At 29.7% G+C, this 24,086-nt stretch carries 22 protein-coding genes; 4 read left to right on the forward strand and 18 right to left on the reverse strand.

What is annotated here, in order from left to right:
- Positions 1–13: 13 nt before the first annotated feature.
- The 10 genes from B5E58_RS07440 to B5E58_RS13885 form a co-directional block, all read right to left on the reverse strand.
- The gene (locus B5E58_RS07440; protein ID WP_088109059.1) at positions 14–610 is read right to left on the reverse strand and encodes an ATP-binding cassette domain-containing protein; all 597 of its coding nucleotides are present in this window, start codon (positions 608–610) and stop codon (positions 14–16) included.
- Positions 597–1,376 carry an ABC transporter permease gene (locus tag B5E58_RS07445; RefSeq protein ID WP_088109060.1) on the reverse strand — a complete coding sequence of 260 codons (780 nt, stop codon included), beginning with the start codon at positions 1,374–1,376 and terminating at the stop codon, positions 597–599. The genes B5E58_RS07440 and B5E58_RS07445 overlap by 14 nt, the downstream gene beginning before the upstream one ends.
- The gene (locus B5E58_RS07450) at positions 1,348–2,391 is read right to left on the reverse strand and encodes an ABC transporter substrate-binding protein (RefSeq protein ID WP_088109061.1); all 1,044 of its coding nucleotides are present in this window, start codon (positions 2,389–2,391) and stop codon (positions 1,348–1,350) included. The genes B5E58_RS07445 and B5E58_RS07450 overlap by 29 nt, the downstream gene beginning before the upstream one ends.
- Before the next feature lie 159 nt (positions 2,392–2,550).
- On the reverse strand, positions 2,551–2,847 hold the full coding sequence (locus B5E58_RS07455; protein ID WP_088109062.1) for a hypothetical protein: 297 nt from the start codon (positions 2,845–2,847) through the stop codon (positions 2,551–2,553).
- A gap of 21 nt (positions 2,848–2,868) precedes the next feature.
- Positions 2,869–3,159, reverse strand: coding sequence for a DUF2089 family protein (locus tag B5E58_RS07460; protein WP_088109063.1), 291 nt, complete (start codon positions 3,157–3,159; stop codon positions 2,869–2,871).
- Between the two features lie 130 nt (positions 3,160–3,289).
- Positions 3,290–6,967, reverse strand: a complete 3,678-nt coding sequence (gene addA, locus B5E58_RS07465; protein ID WP_088109064.1) for a helicase-exonuclease AddAB subunit AddA — start codon at positions 6,965–6,967, stop codon at positions 3,290–3,292.
- 30 nt (positions 6,968–6,997) lie between these two features.
- Positions 6,998–7,588, reverse strand: a complete 591-nt coding sequence (locus B5E58_RS07470; protein ID WP_088109065.1) for a hypothetical protein — start codon at positions 7,586–7,588, stop codon at positions 6,998–7,000.
- A gap of 184 nt (positions 7,589–7,772) precedes the next feature.
- Positions 7,773–9,119 carry a magnesium transporter gene (mgtE, locus tag B5E58_RS07475; RefSeq protein WP_088109066.1) on the reverse strand — a complete coding sequence of 449 codons (1,347 nt, stop codon included), beginning with the start codon at positions 9,117–9,119 and terminating at the stop codon, positions 7,773–7,775.
- A 178-nt stretch (positions 9,120–9,297) separates the two neighbouring features.
- Entirely contained in the window at positions 9,298–10,635 is a 1,338-nt protein-coding gene (mgtE, locus tag B5E58_RS07480) for a magnesium transporter (protein ID WP_088109176.1), read from the reverse strand.
- 161 nt (positions 10,636–10,796) lie between these two features.
- On the reverse strand, positions 10,797–10,919 hold the full coding sequence (locus tag B5E58_RS13885; RefSeq protein ID WP_275532719.1) for a hypothetical protein: 123 nt from the start codon (positions 10,917–10,919) through the stop codon (positions 10,797–10,799).
- A 237-nt stretch (positions 10,920–11,156) separates the two neighbouring features.
- Between B5E58_RS13885 and mscL the strand changes: the two genes are divergently transcribed.
- On the forward strand, positions 11,157–11,603 hold the full coding sequence (gene mscL, locus B5E58_RS07485; protein WP_088109067.1) for a large conductance mechanosensitive channel protein MscL: 447 nt from the start codon (positions 11,157–11,159) through the stop codon (positions 11,601–11,603).
- Positions 11,604–11,641: 38 nt separating this feature from the next.
- On the opposite strand, the gene xth is transcribed toward mscL, so the two are convergent.
- A complete protein-coding gene (gene xth / locus B5E58_RS07490) occupies positions 11,642–12,394 on the reverse strand; it encodes an exodeoxyribonuclease III (RefSeq protein ID WP_088109068.1) in 753 nt (250 codons plus the stop codon).
- A 106-nt stretch (positions 12,395–12,500) separates the two neighbouring features.
- On the opposite strand from xth, the gene B5E58_RS07495 reads away from it, so the two are divergent.
- Positions 12,501–13,283: a carbon-nitrogen family hydrolase gene (locus B5E58_RS07495; RefSeq protein ID WP_088109069.1), complete on the forward strand. Its 783-nt coding sequence runs from the start codon at positions 12,501–12,503 to the stop codon at positions 13,281–13,283.
- Between the two features lie 27 nt (positions 13,284–13,310).
- On the opposite strand, the gene B5E58_RS07500 is transcribed toward B5E58_RS07495, so the two are convergent.
- The 6 genes from B5E58_RS07500 to B5E58_RS07525 all read right to left on the reverse strand — a co-directional run bounded on the left by B5E58_RS07500 (position 13,311) and on the right by B5E58_RS07525 (position 20,456).
- Complete coding sequence (locus B5E58_RS07500) at positions 13,311–14,846, reverse strand: serpin family protein (RefSeq protein ID WP_088109070.1); 1,536 nt, start codon at positions 14,844–14,846, stop codon at positions 13,311–13,313.
- A 105-nt stretch (positions 14,847–14,951) separates the two neighbouring features.
- Positions 14,952–15,692 (reverse strand): amino acid ABC transporter ATP-binding protein, encoded by a 741-nt coding sequence (locus tag B5E58_RS07505; protein ID WP_088109071.1) that lies wholly within the window; start codon positions 15,690–15,692, stop codon positions 14,952–14,954.
- Positions 15,682–16,401 (reverse strand): amino acid ABC transporter permease, encoded by a 720-nt coding sequence (locus tag B5E58_RS07510; protein ID WP_242956627.1) that lies wholly within the window; start codon positions 16,399–16,401, stop codon positions 15,682–15,684. The genes B5E58_RS07505 and B5E58_RS07510 overlap by 11 nt, the downstream gene beginning before the upstream one ends.
- A gap of 82 nt (positions 16,402–16,483) precedes the next feature.
- Entirely contained in the window at positions 16,484–17,278 is a 795-nt protein-coding gene (locus tag B5E58_RS07515) for a basic amino acid ABC transporter substrate-binding protein (protein WP_088109072.1), read from the reverse strand.
- Positions 17,279–17,504: 226 nt separating this feature from the next.
- Positions 17,505–19,112: an amidohydrolase gene (locus tag B5E58_RS07520; RefSeq protein WP_330395621.1), complete on the reverse strand. Its 1,608-nt coding sequence runs from the start codon at positions 19,110–19,112 to the stop codon at positions 17,505–17,507.
- A 90-nt stretch (positions 19,113–19,202) separates the two neighbouring features.
- Positions 19,203–20,456, reverse strand: coding sequence for a chloride channel protein (locus tag B5E58_RS07525; protein WP_088109074.1), 1,254 nt, complete (start codon positions 20,454–20,456; stop codon positions 19,203–19,205).
- Between the two features lie 397 nt (positions 20,457–20,853).
- On the opposite strand from B5E58_RS07525, the gene serC reads away from it, so the two are divergent.
- A complete protein-coding gene (gene serC / locus B5E58_RS07530) occupies positions 20,854–21,936 on the forward strand; it encodes a 3-phosphoserine/phosphohydroxythreonine transaminase (RefSeq protein WP_088109075.1) in 1,083 nt (360 codons plus the stop codon).
- A gap of 15 nt (positions 21,937–21,951) precedes the next feature.
- Complete coding sequence (locus B5E58_RS07535) at positions 21,952–23,136, forward strand: phosphoglycerate dehydrogenase (RefSeq protein ID WP_088109076.1); 1,185 nt, start codon at positions 21,952–21,954, stop codon at positions 23,134–23,136.
- A 15-nt stretch (positions 23,137–23,151) separates the two neighbouring features.
- Here the strand turns inward: B5E58_RS07535 and B5E58_RS07540 are convergent, their stop codons facing one another.
- On the reverse strand, positions 23,152–24,078 hold the full coding sequence (locus tag B5E58_RS07540; protein WP_158097702.1) for an NAD(P)-dependent oxidoreductase: 927 nt from the start codon (positions 24,076–24,078) through the stop codon (positions 23,152–23,154).
- Between the last annotated feature and the right edge of the window lie 8 nt (positions 24,079–24,086).

The raw sequence follows: 24,086 nt of genomic DNA on the forward strand, positions 1-24,086 counted from the left end.
AAACTCTCCCCTTTTACATATCTAATACATTAATACTTTCAATAGGGGTTTTATCTATACTTATAACAACATCAGCTATATTAAAAGCTTCATTAATATCATGAGTTATAAAAAAACAAGTTTTACCCTCTGTAATACAATTTACAGTTTTTATAACATCTTTTTTAATATTTTCATCAAGCCCTTTAAAAGGTTCATCAAAATAATATTCGTCACCACCAAAAGCCAAAGCTCTTGCAATAGACACTCTCCTTTTCATTCCACCGCTTAAGTTATTACAAAGAGTGTTCTCCTCCCCCGAAAGTCCCATTTTTTTAATTATATCAACACAAAAATTTTTATCACTATTTACAGCCAACAAATTTTCAACAACTGTAAAATTTAAAAAAAGTCTATCCTCTTGAAAAACAGCTGATTTTCTACATTTTTTATGTATTATGCTACCACAATCAATATTTTCAAGTCCCATAAGTATTCTAAAAAGTGTAGTTTTACCTATACCAGAAGGACCAAAAAAGCAATATTTTAAACCTTCTTTAAATTGAAATGATAAATTTGAAATTACAATTTTATCATCATATTTTTTACATATATTTTTAAGTTCTATCATTATTTTTTAAATTCCTTTCAAAAATCTTTTTTATTAAATATACAATGATTTTTTCAAGAATAATACTTATTATAATAACAGTAAAAGTCCAAGTAAAAAGCTCTAAGGTTTCAAGATATACTTTACTGTCATATATAGCAGAGCCTATTGAAATTTTAGGAGAGCTTATAACCTCCGCTGCAATACCAGATTTCCAAGCCAAACCGGCAGACACTGTACAAGCTGCAGAAATATAAGGTATAAGGTTTGGAATATATATGTATTTCAATTTTTTAAATATATTAAACTCAAATATAAAGGCTGTCTCAATAAGTTCTTTATCTGTCTTTATTAAGCCTTCATATATATTAGTCCACACAATAGGCATTACCATAATAAAAACAATAAACACAGGCACATTATCAGTTTTTATCCACACAAGAGCAAGTATTATAAAAGATGCAACAGGAGTTGATTTTATAACACTAAAAAAAGGATACACAAAATAGTAAAACCATTTAGCTTTATAGGATATAAAAGCCGTTATGACACCTAAAAATATACCTAAAAAATATCCTTTTAATATCCTTGATACAGAATAAAAACAAGTAATCCAAAAATCAGCTTTAAAAAGTTTTTCATATAAATTCATAAACATATCAAAAGGAGATACTATAAGTATCTCCTTTCCCACAGCTTTATATATAAGCTGCCATATTAAAATCCATATGAATATAACAGATATCTTTATAAATCTTTTATTCTGAAATATAGTAGAAATTTTCATCAGGAAGTTTACCTCCTACGGATTTAGGCTCATAGCTATATAAAACCTCATAAAATCCTTCAATACTATTTTTCATTTCCTCATCATCAATATAAACTATATTACAATTTGGAATTGCTTTTAAAGCCAATTCAGCTTTTGGCATAATACCGTATTTAGCAACAAGCTGTGAAGCCTCATCACTATTTTCATTTACAAACTCGATAGAGTCCTCATACTCATCAAGGAAATTATCAAAAGCCTCTTTATTATTATCAATAAAATCTTTTCTTGCAATTATTCCACCCATAGAAAGAACACTACCGTCAGAAACCTTATTCCACTCATCAGTGATATTTAAAGCAATTCTAAGTTCAGGGTCAGCAGCAAGAGCAGCAGTAACATTTGGTTCAGGTATAAGAGCTATTGTAGCATCACCGGAAGTTAAAGCAGTTACAGCCTCAGCGTGTTCAGTTTTATAATCTATATTAACATCAGTAATTCCATTTTTCTCAAGTATATAGTTTATAGCATATTCAGGAACAGAACCCTTTCCAGAAGCAACAATACTTTTTCCTGAAAGGTCATTTATAGATTTAATTGTATCTCCCTTTTCAACAACATATAAAACACCCAAAGTATTTAAAGCGGCAAGTTCCACTTCTCCCTCTGTCTTATTATATAAAACAGCTCCAAGATTTGTAGGAACAGCAGCAATATCAACTTCACCATTTATAATTTTAGCGTTAATCTCATCAGGAGAAGCAACTATTGTAAAGTTATAATCATTATCACAAGTGCCCTTTTCGTCATCCTCCATAAGTTTAACAGCACCTATACCCGTAGGACCTTTTAAAACAGCAATATTTATATTTGTTTTTTCACTATTTTCAACTTTATTTTCTTCTGTAACATTGTTTTGTGTTTGAGTTTCAGAAGAATTATTAGAATTATTATTACTGTTTCCACAGCCAGCTAAAGCCCCCACAGTTAAAAAAGCTGTTAAAAACAATGCTGTAAATTTTTTTAACTTCATAACAAAACCCTCCAAATATAAAATTTATAAATATTTTGATTTATTATAAAAAAATTATACTAAATTAACATTTATTCATTTGATGAAATTATAACAATCTATATAATTAATGTCAAGATTACCCACAAATTAAAAAAGGAGGCAAAAGCCTCCTTAAAATCACTCTAAATCCTGCTTATTCATTTTATCAATTTCATCAATTTTAGATTTTGAATTTTTATCATCAATATAATACATAATAAAAAGAATTGCTGCAATAACAATTGTATAAAGTCCAAAAATTATTGAACAAGCCAAAACACCAATAGGAAAATACAAAGCTCCTTTTGATTTTTTCTTTATCAATTTACGCTGAACCAAAACACATATAATAGGTGTCAAAATCGTAATAATCAAATAAACTGCAATTATTATAGCAGCAGTATTCATTCCACCTGCATTTGTTATAGTTTCCATAAACAACTCCCCTTCCCAAAACTATTTATCTTTAATCTTTTTATATTCTGATATAAGTATTTTTGCAGTATCAAAATCAATTTTATCATTTATAGCTAAACGTTTTATAAGAGCTATATAAGGCTCATTAGCTGTATCTTCACTTATTTTTATTTTCTGAATAAGTCTATCAAGTCTAAGTCTAACAGTAGGATATGTTACATTATATTCTGATGCAATCTCCTTTAAAGAACCTGAAGCCAATATAAATTTTTTAATAAAAACAATGTCCTCATCTTCAAGATTATTCATCCAATCAGGTACAATATTCATACTATATCACCTCTTTCTTTAATAATATTAAGTATAAACTTTAATATTATTAAAGTCAATATTAAACAAATATCTTAATAAAATTTTAATAATAAAAAAACAGCCATAAAAATATGGCTGTTTTTTTTTATTAAATATATATCTCACAATTATTTTCAAAGGAATATATTATACAGTCTTTAACGACTTTTCCTGTTATTCTCTCAAGAGCTTTTTTATAGAGTTTAAGCTGTATTTTATATCTCTTTTTAATTTCATCAACATCAGCTTTATCACTCTTATAGTCTACAAGAACAATACTATCACCTTCATAGAAATAACAGTCAATAATACCATGTATCATAATACTTTCATTCATATCCTTGTATTCATCTGTACCAAAGACCTCAAAAGGTGTAAGACTTAATGTAAAAGGAATTTCTTTAAACACCTTATTACTTTGTCTTATTCTCTTTCCCGTTTCAGATTTAAAAAATCTTACAAAAGGATAATTCTTTACAGCCTTAACCTCATCACTATCAAATATACCTTCATCAAAAAGACTATCTATAAAATTTTGTATTTCCAAAATAGTATAATCCTTTGAAAAATCAATTTTCTCCATAACAGTATGAATAAGAGTACCTCTAGCCTTTTTTGAAATCTCTTTTTGTTTATTAAAATCAGGAATTTCAAAATCCTCATCTGTTGAGAATATACTGTCCTCTGAATACTCACTTATATAGGCATTTCTTTTTATCTCTGATATAGATATATTTGAAGGAAGAACAGTAGCTTTTATATTAGGATAAGTCCAATTCATTCTGTCTCTTATTTCATTTTTATGACCACTGTAATCTTTTTCACTGTCAAAATTTCTAAAATCAAAATCATAAATATTTTCTGTATCATCTTTTTTAATCATGGACTCAATTTCACTTTTATCACGGAAGTATATACTCCAATTTGAAACATCATCAAAAAGCTCTCTGTTAAAGGAAATATTTTCAGCACCAGCAATATTAAATATTTTCTGACCTTCTCTATGTCTAACGAGAGCAGGCACAACCCAATCCATATAATTTGAAGCTTTAAGCATTTTATAAGGTGAAAGTGTAAGACCAGCTCCCAATGTATCAGTAATATATCCCATACATTTTTTAGAAATATCAGATATACTTCCCATAAGTATAAGTTTTTCTTTAGCTCTAGTTAAGGCAACATATAAAACCCTAAGTTCTTCTGATATATTTTCTCTGTCAATTTCTTGAGCAAGTACAAATTTTGTTATATTTGAATATTTAGCTCTATTTTCAAAATCAATATAATCCCCACCAATTCCCAAATCTTGATGAAGAAGGAGACTGTCTCTTATATCAGTTTTATTAAAGTTTTTACCCATACCAGCAACTATTACAACAGGAAATTCAAGTCCCTTACTTTTGTGTATAGACATAATTCTAACTATATTATCATTTTCACCTGTTATAGAAGCCTCTCCCGCCTCAATATCATTTTTTCTTACTCTCTCAATATATCTAACAAAGTGGAAAAGACCTTTAAAGCTACTATTTTCATATTCTTCAGCTTTTTCAATCAAAAGTCTCAAATTAGCCTGTTTTATTTTTCCACCATAAGTTCCACCTACATAGTCAAAGTATCCTGTCTTATTATATATCTCTCTTATAATCTCACTTACAGAAGTATACTCTGACAAATCTCTAAAATATTCAAGTATATCAAAGAAATGTTTAAGTTTTTCAGCTGTTTTATTATTATTTTCATCAGCAGTTATATAATTTTTAGCACAGTCAAAGAAATTTTCACTTTTTCCTGCAAGTTTAATATCAACAAGTTCATCACCATTAAATCTAAAAACAGGAGACCTTAAAACAGCTATAAAAGGTATATCCTGTAATGGATTATCAATTATTTTAAGAAAGTCCATTATAGTTTCAACTTCAACAGTGTCAAAATATCCGGCTGTCGCCTCAGCATAGGCAGGTATAAGTTCTTTTTCAAAAACTTCAGAAAAAGCATCAGTCCAATTTTTCTTACTTCTCAAAAGTACAGTAATATCTCTATACTCTACTTTTCTATATTCCTTAGTTTTCTTATCAAAAACCATATATCCACTATCAATAAGTTCTCTTATCCTCTTTGCAGTGAAATATGCTTCAATCTCAGCAGTTCCCACTTCTGCCACATCATCAGAAATATTTTCACTATTTTTCTTTTCTATAACATGAAGTTCAATATCTCCCCCCACATTATATTCAGTTTCTGGAAAATTTGCACCGGGATATAAAGCTGCCCTGTCATCGTAAACAATCTCACCTAAATTTTTTGTCATAAGCTGACGGAACAAAAAGTTTGTGCCATATAGAATATTATCTCTACTTCTAAAATTTTTAAAAAGGTCAATACGTTTTTCAAGACCTTTACCCTCAACACTGAATTTTTCATATTTATCCATAAATATTTCAGGTTTAGCCAATCTAAAACGATATATACTCTGTTTTACATCACCAACAAGAAATCTGTTATTTTCTCCTATATCTTTTTTAGATATTGCAGACAAAACCATTTCCTGTATAAAATTACTGTCTTGATATTCATCAATAAGTATTTCATCATATCTTTCTTGAAGTTCTTTAGCAACCTTTGAAGGTATAGGATTATCTATTGTAGAACCTTCCTCAAGTAAAATTTTTATACAGAAATGACCATAGTCGTTAAAGTCCATAATCATTCTTTCACGTTTTTCATTATTATATTTTTCAGTGAACACCATCGTTACACGAATAAGTTCTTTTATTACAGGTGCCATTTTTGATATAAGAGAAAGAGAAAATTCAGGTTCAACTTTAAAATACTTCTCTCCCAAACTGACAAAATTATCTTTAGCATCATTTCTCAATTTTTTTACCATTTCGGCAATATCTTTATACTCACCTTTATACATACCTATCTTTTTTGCAAACTCAACATTTTGATAGGCATTATAGCATGATGAAAAAGTATCACCCATATTATTATAAAAATCCATAAGAGCATTATAGTCATCTGTAACAGCATTTTTATAACCTTCAGGACCACTAGGGGAATTAATTATATTAAAAGCCCCCTTAATATCGTTAATTATTCCTTCTGTCTCAAACTTTATATTTTCACATATAAGTTTTCCCCATTTTGTATCATCAATAGAAATATTTTCATCAATATCAAAATCCTCAAGTATTTCATTAGCCCATTTTTCAGGATAAGGATTGCTCTGCAAAAATGTATAAACCTTCATAATAATATCACGAAGTCCCGTATCCTTTGTACCTCCACCATAGCTTTCAACAAGGGCTAAAAACTTTTCGTTATCCTCACTGTTATAAAGTTCCTCGAAAAGTTCGTCCATAACTTCAGATTTTAAAAGCTCTGTCTCCGCAGTATCAGCAGTTCTGACAGAAGGGTCTATTCCTGCAATATTATAATTTTCTTTAACTATTTTAAGAAAAAATGAGTCTATTGTTTTTATATCGGCTCTATTTATATAAGTAAGCTGTTTTTGTAAATGTGGATTTTCAGGGTCCTCATTAAGTTTTTTAATTATGGCATCGCCTATTCTCTCGCACATCTCACCAGCCGCCGCCTTTGTAAATGTAACAACAAGAAGTCGGTCTATGTCAAGAGGATTTTCACCCTCTGTTATAAGGCTTATTATACGTTCCACCAAAACAGCAGTCTTTCCAGAACCAGCCGCTGCTGCCACAAGAATATCTCCATTTCTCTCATTTATAGCCTGCCATTGTTCATTTGTCCAAGTTCCCTGTCCCATTTTAACACCTCTTTATTAATTACCTTTAATTTATTCAACAACTCTTTCAAGTCTTCTACTTATTGAAATATATTTTGTAAATGAATTATAGAATTCGTTAAAAGAATTATAACAGAAATTTTCAATAAAGGCTAATGCAAAGGGGCTAAGCTTATCTCTTTGAAAAACATATTTTGCTATTGTAATGGAAAAAAGTCTTTGAAACTCCATTTCATATTCCATTATACATTTATATAAAAGTCTATAAACTTTCTTTTCTCCCTCATTAAAAAGAAACACATTAAATATATATTTCTCCATAGATTTTGCATCTATAACTTTACTATCAAGTTTAACAGTTTTCAAAGCATTGTGAATTGCCATAACTTTAAAAAACCGTCTTCCTCTCTCCCTATCCATAAGAAATATATTGTCATAGAAAAAATTATTTTCACATTCTGTCTCAACAAAATACTCATATATATCAGCTTCAGTACTTTCTATTGAAAACTCAAAAAAATTCATAAAAAAACTATTTTTTATATTCAAAGCTCTATCCAAATAAAATTGTTTTCCGCTTTCAATACTTTCACGTATAAACTCTGTCTTTTTTGTGCATATATTTAAAAGAGTAAGTATCATTTTTAAAAACCTCCCAAACATTTATAAGACCATTTTAAACACATAAAAAACATCATTCAAATTTTTTGTTAGCGTAAAACACCACTATATATTACAAAGCTACTTTACATTACATAATACATATTCAAAAAAACTTTATAAAACAATAACAAATAAAAAAAGACGGAAAAATCCGTCTTTTATTTTAGAATATAAATATATTTGAGAGATTAAAAAATATAAGAAGAGTAATAACATCAACAACAGTTGATATAAAAGGACCTGCCATAATAGCCGGGTCAATTTTTAATTTCTTTGCTATTATAGGCAATATACAGCCAACAGTTTTTGCAACAACAACGACACAAACTATACTCAGTGAAACAGTAAAATTAATTAAAAAATTCTGATGACTGAATATCATAAGTCTTAAAAAGTTTACACTACCAAGACATAAACCACAGAGAACACCAACTCTCATTTCTTTCCATATTACTCTAAAAATATCTCTTGTTCTTATTTCGCCTAAAGCCATACCACGAATTATAAGAGTAGAAGCCTGACTTCCTGCATTTCCGCCAGTATCCATAAGTAAAGGAACAAATGAGGCAAGTATAACAACAGAGGAAAGTATATCCTCATATTTTCCTATAATACTTCCTGTCAAAGTTCCAGAAACCATAAGTATTAAAAGCCAAAGTATTCTATTTTTAGAAAGTGTCCATACACTTGTTTTTAAATACTCGTCTTCAGAAGGCACAAGACCGGACATTTTTTCAATATCCTCTGTACTCTCCTCATCAATAACATCAACAATGTCATCTATTGTTATAATTCCCACAAGAGCACCTTTCATATCTGTTACAGGCATAGCTATGAGATTATATTTTTTAAAAAGCTGTGCTACATACTCTCTATCATCATCAACATTAACACTTATATAATCATCATTCATAAGATTTTTTATAATCTCATCACCTTTTGAAAATATAAGAGTTTTAAGATAAACAACACCTCTCAAATTTCTGTTATCATCAGTAACATAACAGCTATAAAGTGTTTTTTTGTCCTCACCTGTTACTTTTATTATTTTCATAGCTTCATCGACAGTATTTTTAATATTAAGCTCAACATACTCTACTGTCATAATACTTCCTGCTGAATTTTCAGGATAATTAAGAAGTCTGTTTATAATTTCTCGTCTTCCTGTGTCAGTATTTCTAAGAACCTTTGACACAAGTTCTGCTGGAGCATCTGATAAGAAATCAACAGCATCATCTATAAAAGCATTGTCTATAATATCTTTTAATTTTTCATCAGATATTTTTTCAACAATATCTTCTCTGATATCCTCGTCAATATATGTAAGAACTTCGGCACACTGTTCGCTATCCATAATATTAAAAACAAAAATTCTGTTTTCATCGGAAAGCTCCTCCAAAAATTCTGCAACATTAACAGCATTTGTATCAGCAATTTCTTTTACAAGAGTATCATAATCCTGTGACTGAAAAAGTCTAAAAAGTTCTTTGATAACAAGTAATTTATCCATATATGCCACCATATCTCTTTCCCACAGCATTAAAAAGCCTGTGGAAAACAAATATATAAATGTTTATAGAAGGCTTTTTTTGCTGTGTACAATATTAAATTTTAACGTCAAAAAATAAATATAACTGCACCCATCACAGCCATCCATAAAACTCACCTCACATTTATTTAAACAATATTTAAACAAGAATACCTGCTATATTAAAGAATATAAGTAAAGCAACAGAATCAACTATTGTAGTAATAAGGGGACCTGCCATAATAGCTGGGTCAAATCCGCATTTTTTAGCAAATATAGGCAAAGTACAACCTATTGATTTGGCAACCACAACAACACAAAGCATACTTACTGAAACTGTAATATTTACAAAGAATTGTTCTGGATGCATAACAGTAAGTCTTATAAAGTTAACAATAGAAAGTATTGCACCACTTATTATACCTACACGGAACTCTTTCCATATTACTTTCAAAATATCTTTCATCTCAATTTCGCCAAGGGCCATACCACGAATTATAAGGGTAGAAGCCTGACTTCCTGCATTTCCTCCAGTACCCATAAGTAAAGGAACAAATGTTGAAAGAGCAATAACTTTAGCAAGAAGGTCATCATATAATCCCATAATAGCTCCAGAAATTGTACCAGAAATCATAAGAACCAAAAGCCAAGGTATACGATTTTTTGCCAGTTCAAAAACGCTTGTTTTAAGATATTCATCATCAGAAGGCAAAAGAGCGGACATTTTCTCAATATCCTCTGTATTTTCCTGTTCGATAACGTCCACAATATCGTCTACTGTAATAATTCCAACAAGTCTATTTTCCTTATCAACAACAGGCATAGCTATAAGATTATATTTCTTAAAAAGATGTGATATATACTCCTGGTCATCAAGAGTTCCAACAGTAATAATATCATCATTCATAAGCTCTTTAACTATTGTGTCATCATCAGCTAAAATAAGTCTTCTAAGAGGCAAAACCCCTTGAAGTTTTCTTGAGCTATCTACAACATAACAAGTATAAATTGTTTCCTTGTCAACACCTGTTTTTCTAAGCTGTTCCATAGCCCTTGCAACAGTCATAAGCTCATGAAACTGAACAAACTCAATAGTCATAATACTTCCTGCTGAGTTTTCAGGATAGTTAAGAAATTTATTTATAAGCTCTCTTTTGTTTTCATCTGTATTTCTAAGAACTTTTGTAACAAGATTTGCAGGAGCTTCACTTAAAAAGTCAACAGTATCATCCATGCAAAGCTCATCAACAATATTTCTAACCTCATTATCAGTGATAGATTTCACAATATGCTCCTGTGTGTCAGAGTCCATATATGAAAATACATCAGCTGCATTATCTTTTGTTAAGAGACGGAAAATAAAAAGCTGTTTATCAGCAGGAAGCTCCTCAAAAAACTCTGCAAGGTTTGCAGCATTTTCATCATTAAGCTCCCTTTTAAGTTCAATATAATTTCCAGACTCCATAAGTTTTATATATTCATCAAATACTACTTCCATTTCTTCCACTTATGCCACCTCCGTTTATAGTTTATATTTTCTATCAACAGAGCACATAATATTAGTCAAACAAAAAAACATTTCAAAAATATTGAAATGTTGTGGCGAAATGATTTTCATTTAGACATAAAAAGAAAAAAATCGTACTGGTTAAAGACAGGTCAAAAAAGGGCATACTGATAAAGGCGACCGTCCATGTACGCAGCTTCGCCGAAATTCAAACAATATATTATGTACTCACACAACGGTATACCATCACCGCAACTACTTCCACTGCCGTCCATGACTGTTCACCTCCGAATAAATTACTTTCAAAAAAGTATATAAACATACTTATTATTAGTATATTATCTATTAAAATTTACGTCAACATTATTATACACCAAAAATTTTTAAAATTAGGTTAAAAAAGCGTTTAATTTATATAAAATAAATTTAAGAAAAATTTTATAGACAAAATGTATTTATATTATATATAATGTCATAGAAAAATATACTAAATTAAAGTAACAGGAGGAAATATGGAGAAAATTAAAACTACACTGGCAGAATTCAAAAAATTTGCCTTTAAAGGCAATGTAGTAGACATGGCAGTGGGTGTTATAATAGGTGGAGCATTTAGTAAAATTGTGACATCTTTGGTAAATGATATAATAATGCCAATAGTAGGTATATTCACAGGTGGGGCAGATTTCAGCGGACTTTTTTATGCTGTTGACGGAAACAAATATGCAACAATAGCAGAGGCAGAAGCTGTTACAGATACAATAAATTATGGACTTTTTATATCACAAGTTTTAGACTTTTTAATAATGGCAGCTGTAATATTTGTTGCACTTAAAATCATAACAAGATTTAAGAAAAAACAAGAAGAAGCACCAAAAATAACAACAAAAGAATGTCCTTACTGTAAAACAAACATACATATAGATGCTACTCGCTGTCCAAACTGTACATCAGAACTTTAATAAAAAAGCAGACTAAAAATTTTAGTCTGCTTTTAATTTTATTTTATTTCCAACTCAACAGGACAATGGTCACTTCCCATAATTTCAGTATGAATTTTAGCATCAACAAGTCTATCTTTAAGACTTTCAGAAACAATAAAATAATCTATACGCCAACCGGCATTATTTTTTCTTGCATTAAATCTATAACTCCACCAAGAATAAATACCCTCTTTGTCAGGATAGAAATATCTAAATGTATCTATAAAACCACTATTAATTAAATTTGTAAATTTTTCTCTTTCCTCATCAGAAAAACCTGCATTTTTTCTGTTTGTTTTAGGATTTTTAAGGTCAATTTCATTATGTGCCACATTAAGGTCACCGCAGAGTATAACAGGCTTTTTCTCCTCAAGTTTTTTCATATATAAAAGTATATCGTCTTCCCATTTCATTCTATAATCAATTCTTGCAAGTTTATCTTGAGAATTAGGAACATAGGCTGTAATATGATAAAAGTCATCAAACTCAAGAGTTATAAGTCGTCCTTCATGGTCATGTTCATCAATACCCATTCCATAAAAAACAGATAAAGGCTCTTTTTTAGTAAATACAGCAACACCAGAATATCCTTTTTTATCTGCATAGTTCCAATAACCAAAATATCCTTCAGGCTTAAAATCAATCTGTCCTTCCTGAAGTTTAGTTTCCTGCACTGAAAAAATATCAGCATCTATATTTTTGAAAAAGTCCTCAAAGCCTTTTCCAACGCAGGCTCTAAGACCATTTACATTCCAAGAAATCATTTTCATAAATACATTACTCCTTAAATAAATTATTATTTTTTTAATTTTAACAGAAAAGTATATATTAATCTACATAAAAAAAGTATACTTATTAATAAAGGAGTGTGATAATATGAAAATATCTTTAGGACAAACAAATATAATATGGGAAGATAAAGACAAAAACATTGAAAAATGCAAAACAATGATTGAAAAGGCATCAAAAAATAATTGTGACATAATAGTTTTTCCAGAAATGAGCCTTACAGGATTTACAATGAATACAGAAAAAATGTCTGAAAATTTTGAAAACTCCAAAACAATAAAATTTTTCTCTGAAATGTCAAAAAAATATAATATATATATTGGCTTTGGTTTATCAATAAAAGAAAATGAAAAATCATTAAACAAGTTTATTGTATGTGATGACAAAGGCAATATAATTTGTAATTACAGCAAAATACACCCTTTCTCCTTCGGAATGGAAAAAGACTATTATATGGGCGGAGATAGTGTTGAAAGTTTCTCATTAAAAGGAATAAAATGCTCACCTTTAATATGTTATGATTTAAGGTTTCCCGAAATTTTTCAAATATGTTCAAAAGAAAGCCTTATAATATTTGTAATAGCAAATTGGCCTTCAGAGAGGATAAACCACTGGGATTTATTATTAAAATCAAGAGCTATTGAAAATCAATGTTTTATAGTGGGAGTAAATAGAACAGGAAAGGACATTACATTAAATTATAACGGTCATTCTAGAATAATAAATCCTTTTGGTGAAAGTCTGACAGAATTAACAGAAGAAGAAAGCCTTATAATATATGATATAGAACCTAAAGAAGCTGTTGAATACAGAAAATCATTCAAATTAAAATTAGACCGCAGAGAAGATATATATAAAAAGTATTATTAAAAAAGGGGGATTTTATCCCCCTTATAATTAATTAACCCCTTTATTATATTTACCTGCAAATATAATCTGTCCTGATGTTTTTTCAAATATATAATATGTAAAAGGCTTATCAATATTAATTTCAACAATATTTTCAGGCACATCTCTGTAATATGTAGCTTCTGTGAAAGAACTAGCAGTAGTTCCCTCCTCGTTCACATCAATAATATTATGTTGTGTCAAAGAAGATATATTAATACTTTCATCTGTCATATTTGAAAAATCTGCACTATCTGTAAATATAGTATTTACACCCATATTTTTCAAACTTTCCTCCAAATCAACAGTATTATCAATTCTAAATTTAGGCATTTTAAGTTTTACATATCTATCAGTTGAATTATTGTTTATATTTTTAATGTCATCCGCTGTAATATTATCAGTTGATGTGACAATAACCATTTTATAATCACCTTTGTTTGCATCTTCAACATAATCAAGAACAACAGCCTCAACATTATTATCTTTATAATACTGTGAAGTTGTCAAAAGTTTATTCATAAACATAACATCTGATTTTGTTCCATCAGCATTATTAAAGACACCTTTTTCTGTTGAATTAACATCAAATTTTTCAGTCCAATCAAAATCAATATAAACTGTACTTGTAAAAGAAGTATCAAAATTTTCAAAATCTTTATCAAAACCAGATTTCAAAATAGTTCCATTAGTTTTCTCACTTAAAATTTTATCAAAACTTTCAGGGCTATCAATAGTCAATACATTTCCATTATAATAATTTTCAATATTTTCTTTATACTCATTTTTTATATTTCTATTAAAAGCACTGTTTAAAACAACGGAGTTAAAAACATTTATAGTTCCATATTTTGAATTACTCATTTTAAGTTGAAAATCATTATAATTTTTCATATACTCTCTAAAATCAACAATATTATCCGAACCAACAGCTTTCAAAATTTCGTTTCTAGTTTCACCATTAGAGCCTTCCGCCATAAGTCCCATAACAGTCATAATTCCATAAGGTGAAACAACTTGATTTTCACTATTTGAAATACTATTTATAGTTTTAGCAAAGAATGTTGAATATTTATCTTTATAACTTGAAACAGTTTTTCCCACTGTTATAGGTATATAATTTACACCATTTTCATTTTTAAACCCAACAGAATAATCAAGAGCCTCAAAAAAATCTCTCAAAGGAACGTAATATTTATTATTATAATATTCAATTTTTTTCAAATCTGTTTTAACATCTGTTTTGTTTGTATCTTTATTATAAATCTCAACTTTTCCCTCTGACTTATAATATTTTACTATTTCATTTTTATACTTATAATCAAATGATATAAAATTCTCATTATCAGTAACAACACAATTAATAATACTATTTAAGTCATAAGGATTAATATACAGACTGCCATTAATATTAACTACTGAGTTTGTCACCTCATGGGTAAAAGGTGTAAAATTAATAGCATATCTAGCATCAGCTCCAAAAACTGAAACTGAAGATAATAAAATAGAAGTGGTCATAATAATACATAATAATAATTTTTTCATAAAATCCCCCCTTATATTTTTTTAGACGTAAAAAAAATAGATTTTATTTCAAAAAAAGAGAAACAATTAAAAAATTGTTTCTCCAAAAATTTATTTATTATCAAATTAAAGAACTTTAGCAAGGAAAGCTTTAAGTCTATCACTCTTAGGATTTTCAAAAATCTCATCTGGAGTTCCTTCCTCAACAATCTTTCCATCAGCCATAAATATAACACGTGTTGCAACTTCTCTAGCAAATCCCATTTCATGAGTAACAACAGCCATTGTCATATCATTTTTAGCAAGGTCTTTCATAACTTCAAGAACCTCTCCAACCATTTCAGGGTCAAGAGCACTAGTAGGCTCATCAAAAAGCATAACTTCAGGCTGCATACATAAAGCTCTTACAATAGCAATTCTCTGTTTCTGTCCACCAGAAAGCATTGAAGGATAAGAATCAGCTCTATCTTTAAGACCTACTTTATCAAGAAGCTCCATAGCAAGTTTTTCTGCATCCTCTTTACTTTTTTTCTGAAGTTTCATAGGAGCAATAGTCATATTTCTAAGTATAGTGAGATGTGGGAAAAGATTAAAATGCTGGAAAACCATACCCATTCTCTGTCTATGCATATTTATGTCTGTTTTTTTATCTGTAATATCAACACCATCAAAAAGTATCTGTCCACCTGTTGGAACTTCAAGAAGATTAAGACATCTCAAAAATGTTGATTTACCAGAACCAGAAGGTCCAATAATAACCACAACTTCACCTTTTTTAATAGTTGTTGTTATATCATTAAGAGCTTTAAAATCTCCAAAAGCCTTTTCAAGATTTTTTACATCTATTAAAACATTATCAGTGGTCACTGTTTCTCAATCTCCTTTCAAGTTTTCCTATTGCTGTTGACATAAGAAGTGTTATTACAAGATATATTGCAGCTACACCAAAAAGAGGGAAAAATGCGTCATAAGTTTGACTTCTTATAATGTCTCCACCTTTTGTAAGGTCCTGAATAGCAATATAACCTGAAACAGCAGTTTCTTTTACAAGTACAATCATTTCATTTCCAAGGGCAGGAAGAACATTTTTAACTGCCTGAGGCATTATTATAAGAAGCATAGTTTGGAAATAGTTAAAACCAAGACTTCTTCCAGCTTCCATCTGTCCTTTATCTATTGACATTATACCAGAACGGAAAATCTCTGCAACATAAGCACCAGAGTTTATACCAAAACAAAGTATACCGGCAAGAATTTTATTATTATAACTTGCAAAAACAATAAAGTTTATAATAAGGAGCTGAACAACAACAGGAGTTCCTCTAATTATAGTAAGATAAATACCAAATATAAAATTAAGTATTTTAAATTTGCCTGTCATCTGATGAGTTGAACGAACAACAGCCACAATAAAACCTATAAGAATACCTATAAGAAGTGCAAAAACAGTTATCTTAAGAGTATTTACAAGACCATCTGCAAGGAACATCCATCTGTCTTTTGCAATAAAGTCATTATAAAATTTTGTTGAAACATTATCAAAAAAACCGCCTGCAAGAAGCATTGAGTTTAACATTTATATCCCCCTTTTTCAAATTATTTATAAAGCAAAAATACACCCACCTTAAAGGTGGGTGATTATATTTATCTAAAAAATATTACTCTGCAATGTATTTATCAATGATTGACTGTATTGTTCCGTCTTCTTTAAGTTCTGTAAGAGCACCATTGATTTTTTCAACTAACTCTGTATTACCTTTTTTAACAGCGATAGCATAATCTTCTTCTGTGAAAGGCTCGTCAAGAACTTTAAGCTGGTCATTTCCCTCTGCAAGAGATTTTGCAACCTGGTCATCAATTACAACAGCATCAATTTTACCCTGAGCAACAGCCATTGCAGCTTCAAAACCTTTGTTGTATCTTTCAACGTTCTCTGTAACATCTCCAGCATACATATCACCAGTTGTTCCAAGCTGAACACCTATTGTTTTTCCTGTAAGGTCATCAGCTGTTTTAATTTCTTCATTTGAAGCATTAACAATTATAGCCTGTGAAGCATGGCAATATGTGTCTGTGAAATCAACATTTGCAAGTCTGTCTTCTGTTACAGTCATACCAGCAGCACCAATATCAGCTTTGCCAGACTGAATAGCTGGAATAATTGAATCGAAAGCCATATCTTCAATAGTAACTTCCATACCAAGTTTTTCTCCAACAGCTTTCATAATTTCAACGTCAATACCAACAATCTCCTGACCTTCATAATATTCATATGGAGGGAACTCAGCATTTGTAGCAACTACAAGAGTATCTTTTTCCTCTGTTGTTGTTCCTTCTGTATTAGCATTAGAACTTTCATCTGTTTTACTGTCTGAACTTCCACATCCAGCAATTCCTAAAGCCATAACTGATATAACAGCCATAGCAGCAATTGATTTTAAATATTTTTTCATAAAATTTTTCCTCCCGTAAAATTAAGAAATACACTCATAATTTTTTATTTCATTTATTAAAAGTTATTATACAGTAATATGCATACCATTTCAAGTAAAAACCTTAAAACTGTGTACAAGTGTGAATATTTTTATTGTATAAGTGTATTTTATACAGATTTTATTTAATATCTTACAATTTTAAATGAAAATAAAATATAAAATCATATAAAATAAATAACATATTTTAATGTTGTTCATCAAATTGAATATTTCTGTCAAAAAGTACAGAACCTCTCTTTATTGTTTTAATGACATTAATATTTTTTATATCTCTTTTATCAACTTTCAAAATGTTTTTATCAATAACAATGAAATCGGCATATTTACCTTTTTCAATACTTCCCTTTTTATCCTCCTCAAAGTATTGATAAGCAGCATTTATTGTAACACCTTTTAAAGCATTATAAACATCTATTCTTTGACTTTCACCTAAAACTTCACCATTCTTTGTAATTCTATTTACAGCACACCATATTTCCTCTATAAAATTAGGCATTATAACAGGTGTATCTGTATGCATTGTAAAAAGTATATTTTTATCTGTTGTTGATTTTATTGGACTTATATTTCTTGCTCTATCAATGCCAAAATTCATTTTATGAATATCTCCCCAATAATACACATGAGAAACAAAATAGGAAGGTATAACATGAAGTTTTTTAACTTTTTCAAGCTGGTCTATACCTAAAAGCTGACCATGTATTAAAACAGGTCGTATATCTTTTTCGCCTTTATTTTCAACGGATTTTTCATAACAATCCAAAAATTGTTGACAAGCTCCATCACCATTACTATGTCCCAATATTTGAATATTTTCCTCCACAGCTTTATCAAAAAACTCAACAACTTTATAATCATTGTAAACAGGATATCCCCTATAATCTCCACTATCTTTATAAGGCTCTTTCATAAAAGCAGTCTTTCCCTGTGGAGAACCATCAAGAAATATTTTATATCCGCCCAATTTCAAATTATTTTTATATTTTTTAAGTATGTCATTATATTTTTCTGTTATATCAGAATTATTTTTCATATCTGCATACATAACAACATCAATATCAATCAAATTATCATTTGAAAGTTTATAAAGCAAATCAGCCTCACTGTAAGTTGCAAAACCTTCTTGAGCTGTAAGTATACCATTTTGAATATATATTTTTTCAGCCTCTTTAAATAGCTTTACTTTTTCATCAAAATTTGGTTCAGGTATATTTTTTGAAACATTTATAAAGGCAGTCTCCTCCAAATATCCATTAGGCTCCTTTGAATTTTCAAATCTGCCTATAACTCCACCTTCCGGATTTTCACTGTTTTCATCTATTGAAAATATATTGAGAGCCATTGAATTTGCAACTCCCATATGACCTGATGTATGAGTAATTAAAACAGGATTTTCATTAAAAAAATCAAGAACAGTTTTATCAGGGTGTTTTTTCTCAATCAAAAAATTATTATCATAGCCAAAGCCTATAATCCATTCACCTTTTTTAATATTTCTTTTTAATTTAAAATCTTCAAGTATATTTTTTATATCATCAAAACAATTAGCTTTTGATAGATTACAAAGTCTAAGAGTATTTGCTAAAGAAGTAATATGACTGTGAGGGTCAATAAAAGCTGGACAAAGAGTTTTTCCACAAAGGTCAACCCATTCATCTTTATCATCACAAATTTTTTTAATTTCAGATATTTCACCAACATACTCTATAATACCATTTTTTTCATAAACTCCTTCAGGGTATTCATTTTCACTTAAAGTTATTATATCTCCGTTATAATATATATGTCCCAAAACGCTCACTCCTTTTTATCTTTATTTATTATGTGTAACTATATACGCATATAAACAAAAAAGGTACATATAAATGTACCTTTAAAAAATTTAATTTACTTTTTTGTCAATAAATTCAGGTTTTGTTTTGGAATACATTATTTTCTGTTCACTATAAAGACCATAATATCCAGATAACATATAACTTACACCACAGGCAAGGGCAAAAAATACAATTCCACTTCCTCCAAAAAGCTCTACACTAAGTATTATTGATGACATAGGACAGTTTGTAACACCACAAAATACAGCAGCAAGACCTATTGCCGCAGCAAAAGATGGGTGAAGTCCCAAAATAGCACCAACAACACAGCCAAATGTTGAACCTACAAAAAAGGCTGGAACAATCTCTCCACCTCTAAATCCTGCACCAAGGGTAATAGCTGTAAATATTATTTTAAGTAAAAAAGCCTCCGGCTTAGCTTCACCAATCAAAGCTCTTTCAATAATATTCATTCCTGCACCATTATAATCATAACAACCAACAACCATAGTTAATCCAATAACTATAACTCCTCCTATAAAACCTCTCATAATACTGTCTGGTATATATTTTTTATATAATCCTCCTGTCTCATGCATTACAACACAGAAAAAAATACTAAGTATACCACAAAGTATTGAAAGTATAATAACATTAGTAACAGCCATAATGCCAAAATCAGGCATAACAGAAATATCAAAAGATGTTGGAGGAATACCACAAAGCATAGCTATTTTTGTTCCCATTACAGCGGCAACCATACAAGGCACAATGGCAGAATAATGCATAACACCTACTGTTATAACTTCCATAGAGAATATAACAGATGTAACAGGAGTTCCAAAAAGAGCTGAAAAAGCTGCACTCATACCACACATAGTCATTACACGCTCATCTTTTTCATCAAGTTTTAAAATTCTTCCCATTTTTGAAGCAAGGCTTCCTCCAAGCTGTAAAGCCGCTCCCTCTCTACCAGAAGAACCTCCCAAAAGATGAGTAACAGTTGTACTTATAAATATAAGTGGAGCAGTTTTAAGACGAAGTATATCATTATCTCTAACAGCAGACAAAACAAAATTTGTTCCTCTGTCTTTTTCCATTCCAGATACTTTATAAAGCCAAGCAATAAAAGCACCACCAAAAGGCAAAAGCCATATAAGCCATGGATTTTCAATTCTAAATTCCGTTGCATGTTCAATAGCAAAATGAAAAAGAACACCTATAAATCCCACTATTATTCCAACAAATATTGATATTCCTGTCCACTTTAGAAAAGTATCAAAATTTTCAAGTGATTTTTCAACATATTTTCCTAATCGCATAAAAAAACCCCTTTTTAAATAATGCCTAAACCCCTTATTTTTTAGTATATCATGTTTTAATAATAAAAACAAAAGTGAAAAAAATATCTTATTTTTAACAAATAGCATAATTAAAGACTATGTAATAAATATACAACACAAATTGTATGATTTCTGATACATACATTTGTTTTTTTACCAAAAACACTTACATTATTCAATTAAATACCATCATACTTTCCAAATATTTAAAAAACCTTGTTTTTCAAATAAAAAAACAGTTAAATCAGTTGACTTGAATAGTACATAAGTATATAATTTACAAATATATCTTAACAGTGTTATAAATAATTCTGTAAACAGAATAACTATATAGATATAGTTAAAAAAATAACAAAAAATCGGAGGTTAGTTGGAAATGAAAAGAGTTTATAATTTTTCTGCTGGTCCTTCAATGCTTCCTCTTGAAGTACTTGAAAAGGCACAGAAAGAATTTGTATCTTACGGTGATACTGGTATGTCTGTTATGGAGATGAGCCACCGTTCAAAAGACTATGAAAAAATAATAAACAAAGCTGAAGCTGATTTGAGAGAGCTTATGGAAATACCTGATAATTACAAGGTTCTTTTCCTTCAGGGTGGCGGTTCAACACAGTTTGCAATGATACCTTTAAATCTTATGAATAAAAATAATAAAGCTGATTATGTTAACACAGGACAGTGGGCAAAAAAGGCTATTGAAGAAGCATCACGCTATGGAAAAGTAAATGTTGTAGCAAGCAGTGAGGACAAAACATTTTCATATATACCAAAACTTGATAAAAGTAAATTCGACCCAGAGGCTGATTATTTTTATATAACACTTAACAATACAATATATGGAACAAGATATACCGAACTTCCTGATACAGGAAATGTTCCTCTTGTTGGAGATATGTCTTCAAGCATACTCTCAGAAAAAATTGACATAACAAAATTTGGTCTTTTATATGCAGGAGCACAGAAAAATCTTGGTCCTGCTGGTGTTACAATAGTTATAATAAGAGAAGACCTTTTAGGAAATGCAATGGATTTCACACCTACAATGTTAAAATATGATATTCATGCAAAAAATGGTTCAATGTACAATACACCACCTACATACAGCATATACTTTGCAGGACTTGTATTTGAATGGGTAAAAGAACAGGGAGGAGTTGCGGCTCTTCAGAAAAAGAACGAAGAAAAAGCAAAAATACTTTATGATTTCCTTGATTCTTCAGAACTTTTCAAAGGAACAGTTGTAAAAGAAGACCGTTCACTTATGAATGTTCCTTTTGTACTTCCAACAGAAGAACTTAACGCAAAATTCATTTCAGAAGCAAAAGAACATGGTCTTGTAAATCTCAAAGGTCATAGAACTGTTGGTGGTATGAGAGCTAGCATATACAATGCAATGCCTTGTGAAGGTGTTGTTGCTCTTGTTGAGTTTATGAAAAAATTTGAAGCTGAAAACAAATAAGAGAGGTTTTTTAAAATGTATAATATAAGAACACTTAATAATATATCTGAAAAAGGTCTCAATAAATTCCCAAAAGATGAATTTGAGATTTCTGACAGAATGGAAAATCCCGATGGAATACTTTTAAGAAGTTTCGATATGCATCAAATGGAAATACCTGAAAGTGTAAAAGGTATTGCCAGAGCAGGAGCAGGAACAAACAATATACCTATTGATGAATGTTCAAAAAGAGGTATTGTTGTATTTAATACACCAGGTGGAAACGCAAATGCTGTAAAAGAGCTTGTAATAACAGGTCTTCTTTTATCATCTCGTAAAGTTTCACAGGGTATTGAATGGGTAAAAACTCTCAAAGATGCTGAAGGAGATATATCAAAAGCAACAGAAGCAGGAAAAAAACAGTTTGTAGGTCCTGAAATACAGGGAAAAACACTTGGTGTAATAGGTCTTGGAGCAATCGGTGTACTTGTTGCAAATGTTGCTCAGAAGCTGGGAATGGACGTAATAGGCTATGACCCATATCTTTCAATAGATGCAGCTTGGCATCTTTCAAGCCATGTACATAAAGCATCTTCAATGGAAGATTTAGTTTCTAAGAGTGACTATATAACAATACATGTCCCTCTTAATGACAGCACAAGAAATACATTTAACAAAGAACTTTTCTCAAAAGTAAAAAAAGGTGCAAGACTTTTAAACTATGCAAGAGGGGAACTTGTTGAGACAGAAGCGTTAATTGAAGCATTAAATGACGGTACATTATCATGCTATGCAACAGACTTCCCTATGAGAGAACTTATTGGAATGAAAAATGTAATAACAACTCCTCATCTTGGAGCATCAACTCCAGAAAGTGAAGAAAACTGTGCAGAAATGGCAAGTAAAGAGCTTATAAACTTCCTCAAATACGGAATTATCAAAAACTCTGTAAACTTCCCTAACTGTGATGTACCATACACAGGAAAAACAAGAATTTCAATTGCAAACAGAAATGTTCCAAATATGATTGGTTCAATAACAGCTGTATTTGCAAAAGAAAATCTTAATATCGACAATATGATTAATAAGAGTAAAGGTATGTGGGCATACACTCTTATTGATACAGATAACATTGATGGAAAAGCTGAAAGTGTTATTGAAGAACTTAAAAAAATTGACGGTGTAGTTTCCGCAAGAGTTGTAATTAAAGAAGCTGAATAATAAAAAAAGTCCTGATTACAAATTGTAATCAGGATTTTTTTTATTCAAAAAATCTTTTATATTTTTTAAAAATATATCAAAAAGTCTTCTATGATTTCCTTCTCCAACAAAAGAATTATGAGGGGTAATTATAACATTATCAAAATCCCAAAATTCACTATCAATACTTAAAGGCTCATCATAAAAAACATCGAGAACAGCACCTAATATTTTTCTTTCTTTTAATACACATTTAAGTTCATATTCATCTATAATTCCACCTCTTGCCATATTTACAAACACAGTATTATTATTCATAATATCAAAACACTTCTTATCAATAATACCTTTGGTGTCTGATTTTAATGGTATTAAAGTAATAATAATATCAGATTGTGGAATAAAATTTTTAAAATCATTTATAGAAACACATTTTTCAAAACCTTTAGCAGGGTGTCCGGTAGTATTTACACCTATAACATCAACACCAAAAGCAGTAAGTCTCTTTGAGGTTTCACGACCTACATTTCCTGTCCCTATTATAAGAGCTTTTTTACCATAAAGCTCCATAAGATTTCTTTGTTTCTCCCATAAATGTTTTTCAGCAGACTTAAAAAAATTAAAAGATTTTTTATAAATTTGAAGTATTCCTAAAATAATCATCTCAGCCATAGGAACACTGTATGTATAATCAGCATTATATATTTTAATATTATGTGATTTAATATATTCAATGTCTATTCTATCCATTCCTGCACTTGTAAGCTGTATAAATTTTAAATTACTAAATTTTTTAATATCGTTCCATAAAAATAATCCATTACATACAATCCCATCATAAATATGAGGTTTTTCAACAATATCTTTTTCATATTTATGAAAAAATATCTCAATACCCATATTTTTTAAAATATCAATTTCAAAATCAGATATTTGAAAAACTCCTGTAACAAGAAGTTTCATAGACAGTA

It is taken from the genome of Tyzzerella sp. An114 (genome assembly GCF_002161055.1).
GTDB classification, from domain to species: domain Bacteria; phylum Bacillota; class Clostridia; order Lachnospirales; family Anaerotignaceae; genus Fimicola; species Fimicola cottocaccae.

Bases quoted from the DNA above. Each gene is read 5' to 3' on its own strand.
- B5E58_RS07440 (WP_088109059.1), bottom strand. From the start codon at position 610: ATGATAGAACTTAAAAATATATGTAAAAAATATGATGATAAAATTGTA.
- B5E58_RS07540 (WP_158097702.1), bottom strand. From the start codon at position 24,078: ATGAAACTTCTTGTTACAGGAGTTTTTCAAATATCTGATTTTGAAATT.
- B5E58_RS07535 (WP_088109076.1), top strand. From the start codon at position 21,952: ATGTATAATATAAGAACACTTAATAATATATCTGAAAAAGGTCTCAAT.
- B5E58_RS07460 (WP_088109063.1), bottom strand. From the start codon at position 3,159: ATGAATATTGTACCTGATTGGATGAATAATCTTGAAGATGAGGACATT.
- B5E58_RS07515 (WP_088109072.1), bottom strand. From the start codon at position 17,278: ATGAAAAAATATTTAAAATCAATTGCTGCTATGGCTGTTATATCAGTT.
- addA (WP_088109064.1), bottom strand. From the start codon at position 6,967: ATGGGACAGGGAACTTGGACAAATGAACAATGGCAGGCTATAAATGAG.
- B5E58_RS07470 (WP_088109065.1), bottom strand. From the start codon at position 7,588: ATGATACTTACTCTTTTAAATATATGCACAAAAAAGACAGAGTTTATA.
- mscL (WP_088109067.1), top strand. From the start codon at position 11,157: ATGGAGAAAATTAAAACTACACTGGCAGAATTCAAAAAATTTGCCTTT.
- B5E58_RS07450 (WP_088109061.1), bottom strand. From the start codon at position 2,391: ATGAAGTTAAAAAAATTTACAGCATTGTTTTTAACAGCTTTTTTAACT.
- mgtE (WP_088109176.1), bottom strand. From the start codon at position 10,635: ATGGAAGTAGTATTTGATGAATATATAAAACTTATGGAGTCTGGAAAT.
- serC (WP_088109075.1), top strand. From the start codon at position 20,854: ATGAAAAGAGTTTATAATTTTTCTGCTGGTCCTTCAATGCTTCCTCTT.
- xth (WP_088109068.1), bottom strand. From the start codon at position 12,394: ATGAAAATGATTTCTTGGAATGTAAATGGTCTTAGAGCCTGCGTTGGA.
- B5E58_RS07500 (WP_088109070.1), bottom strand. From the start codon at position 14,846: ATGAAAAAATTATTATTATGTATTATTATGACCACTTCTATTTTATTA.
- B5E58_RS07510 (WP_242956627.1), bottom strand. From the start codon at position 16,401: ATGTTAAACTCAATGCTTCTTGCAGGCGGTTTTTTTGATAATGTTTCA.
- B5E58_RS07445 (WP_088109060.1), bottom strand. From the start codon at position 1,376: ATGAAAATTTCTACTATATTTCAGAATAAAAGATTTATAAAGATATCT.
- B5E58_RS07525 (WP_088109074.1), bottom strand. From the start codon at position 20,456: ATGCGATTAGGAAAATATGTTGAAAAATCACTTGAAAATTTTGATACT.
- B5E58_RS07455 (WP_088109062.1), bottom strand. From the start codon at position 2,847: ATGGAAACTATAACAAATGCAGGTGGAATGAATACTGCTGCTATAATA.
- B5E58_RS13885 (WP_275532719.1), bottom strand. From the start codon at position 10,919: ATGGACGGCAGTGGAAGTAGTTGCGGTGATGGTATACCGTTGTGTGAG.
- mgtE (WP_088109066.1), bottom strand. From the start codon at position 9,119: ATGGATAAATTACTTGTTATCAAAGAACTTTTTAGACTTTTTCAGTCA.
- B5E58_RS07495 (WP_088109069.1), top strand. From the start codon at position 12,501: ATGAAAATATCTTTAGGACAAACAAATATAATATGGGAAGATAAAGAC.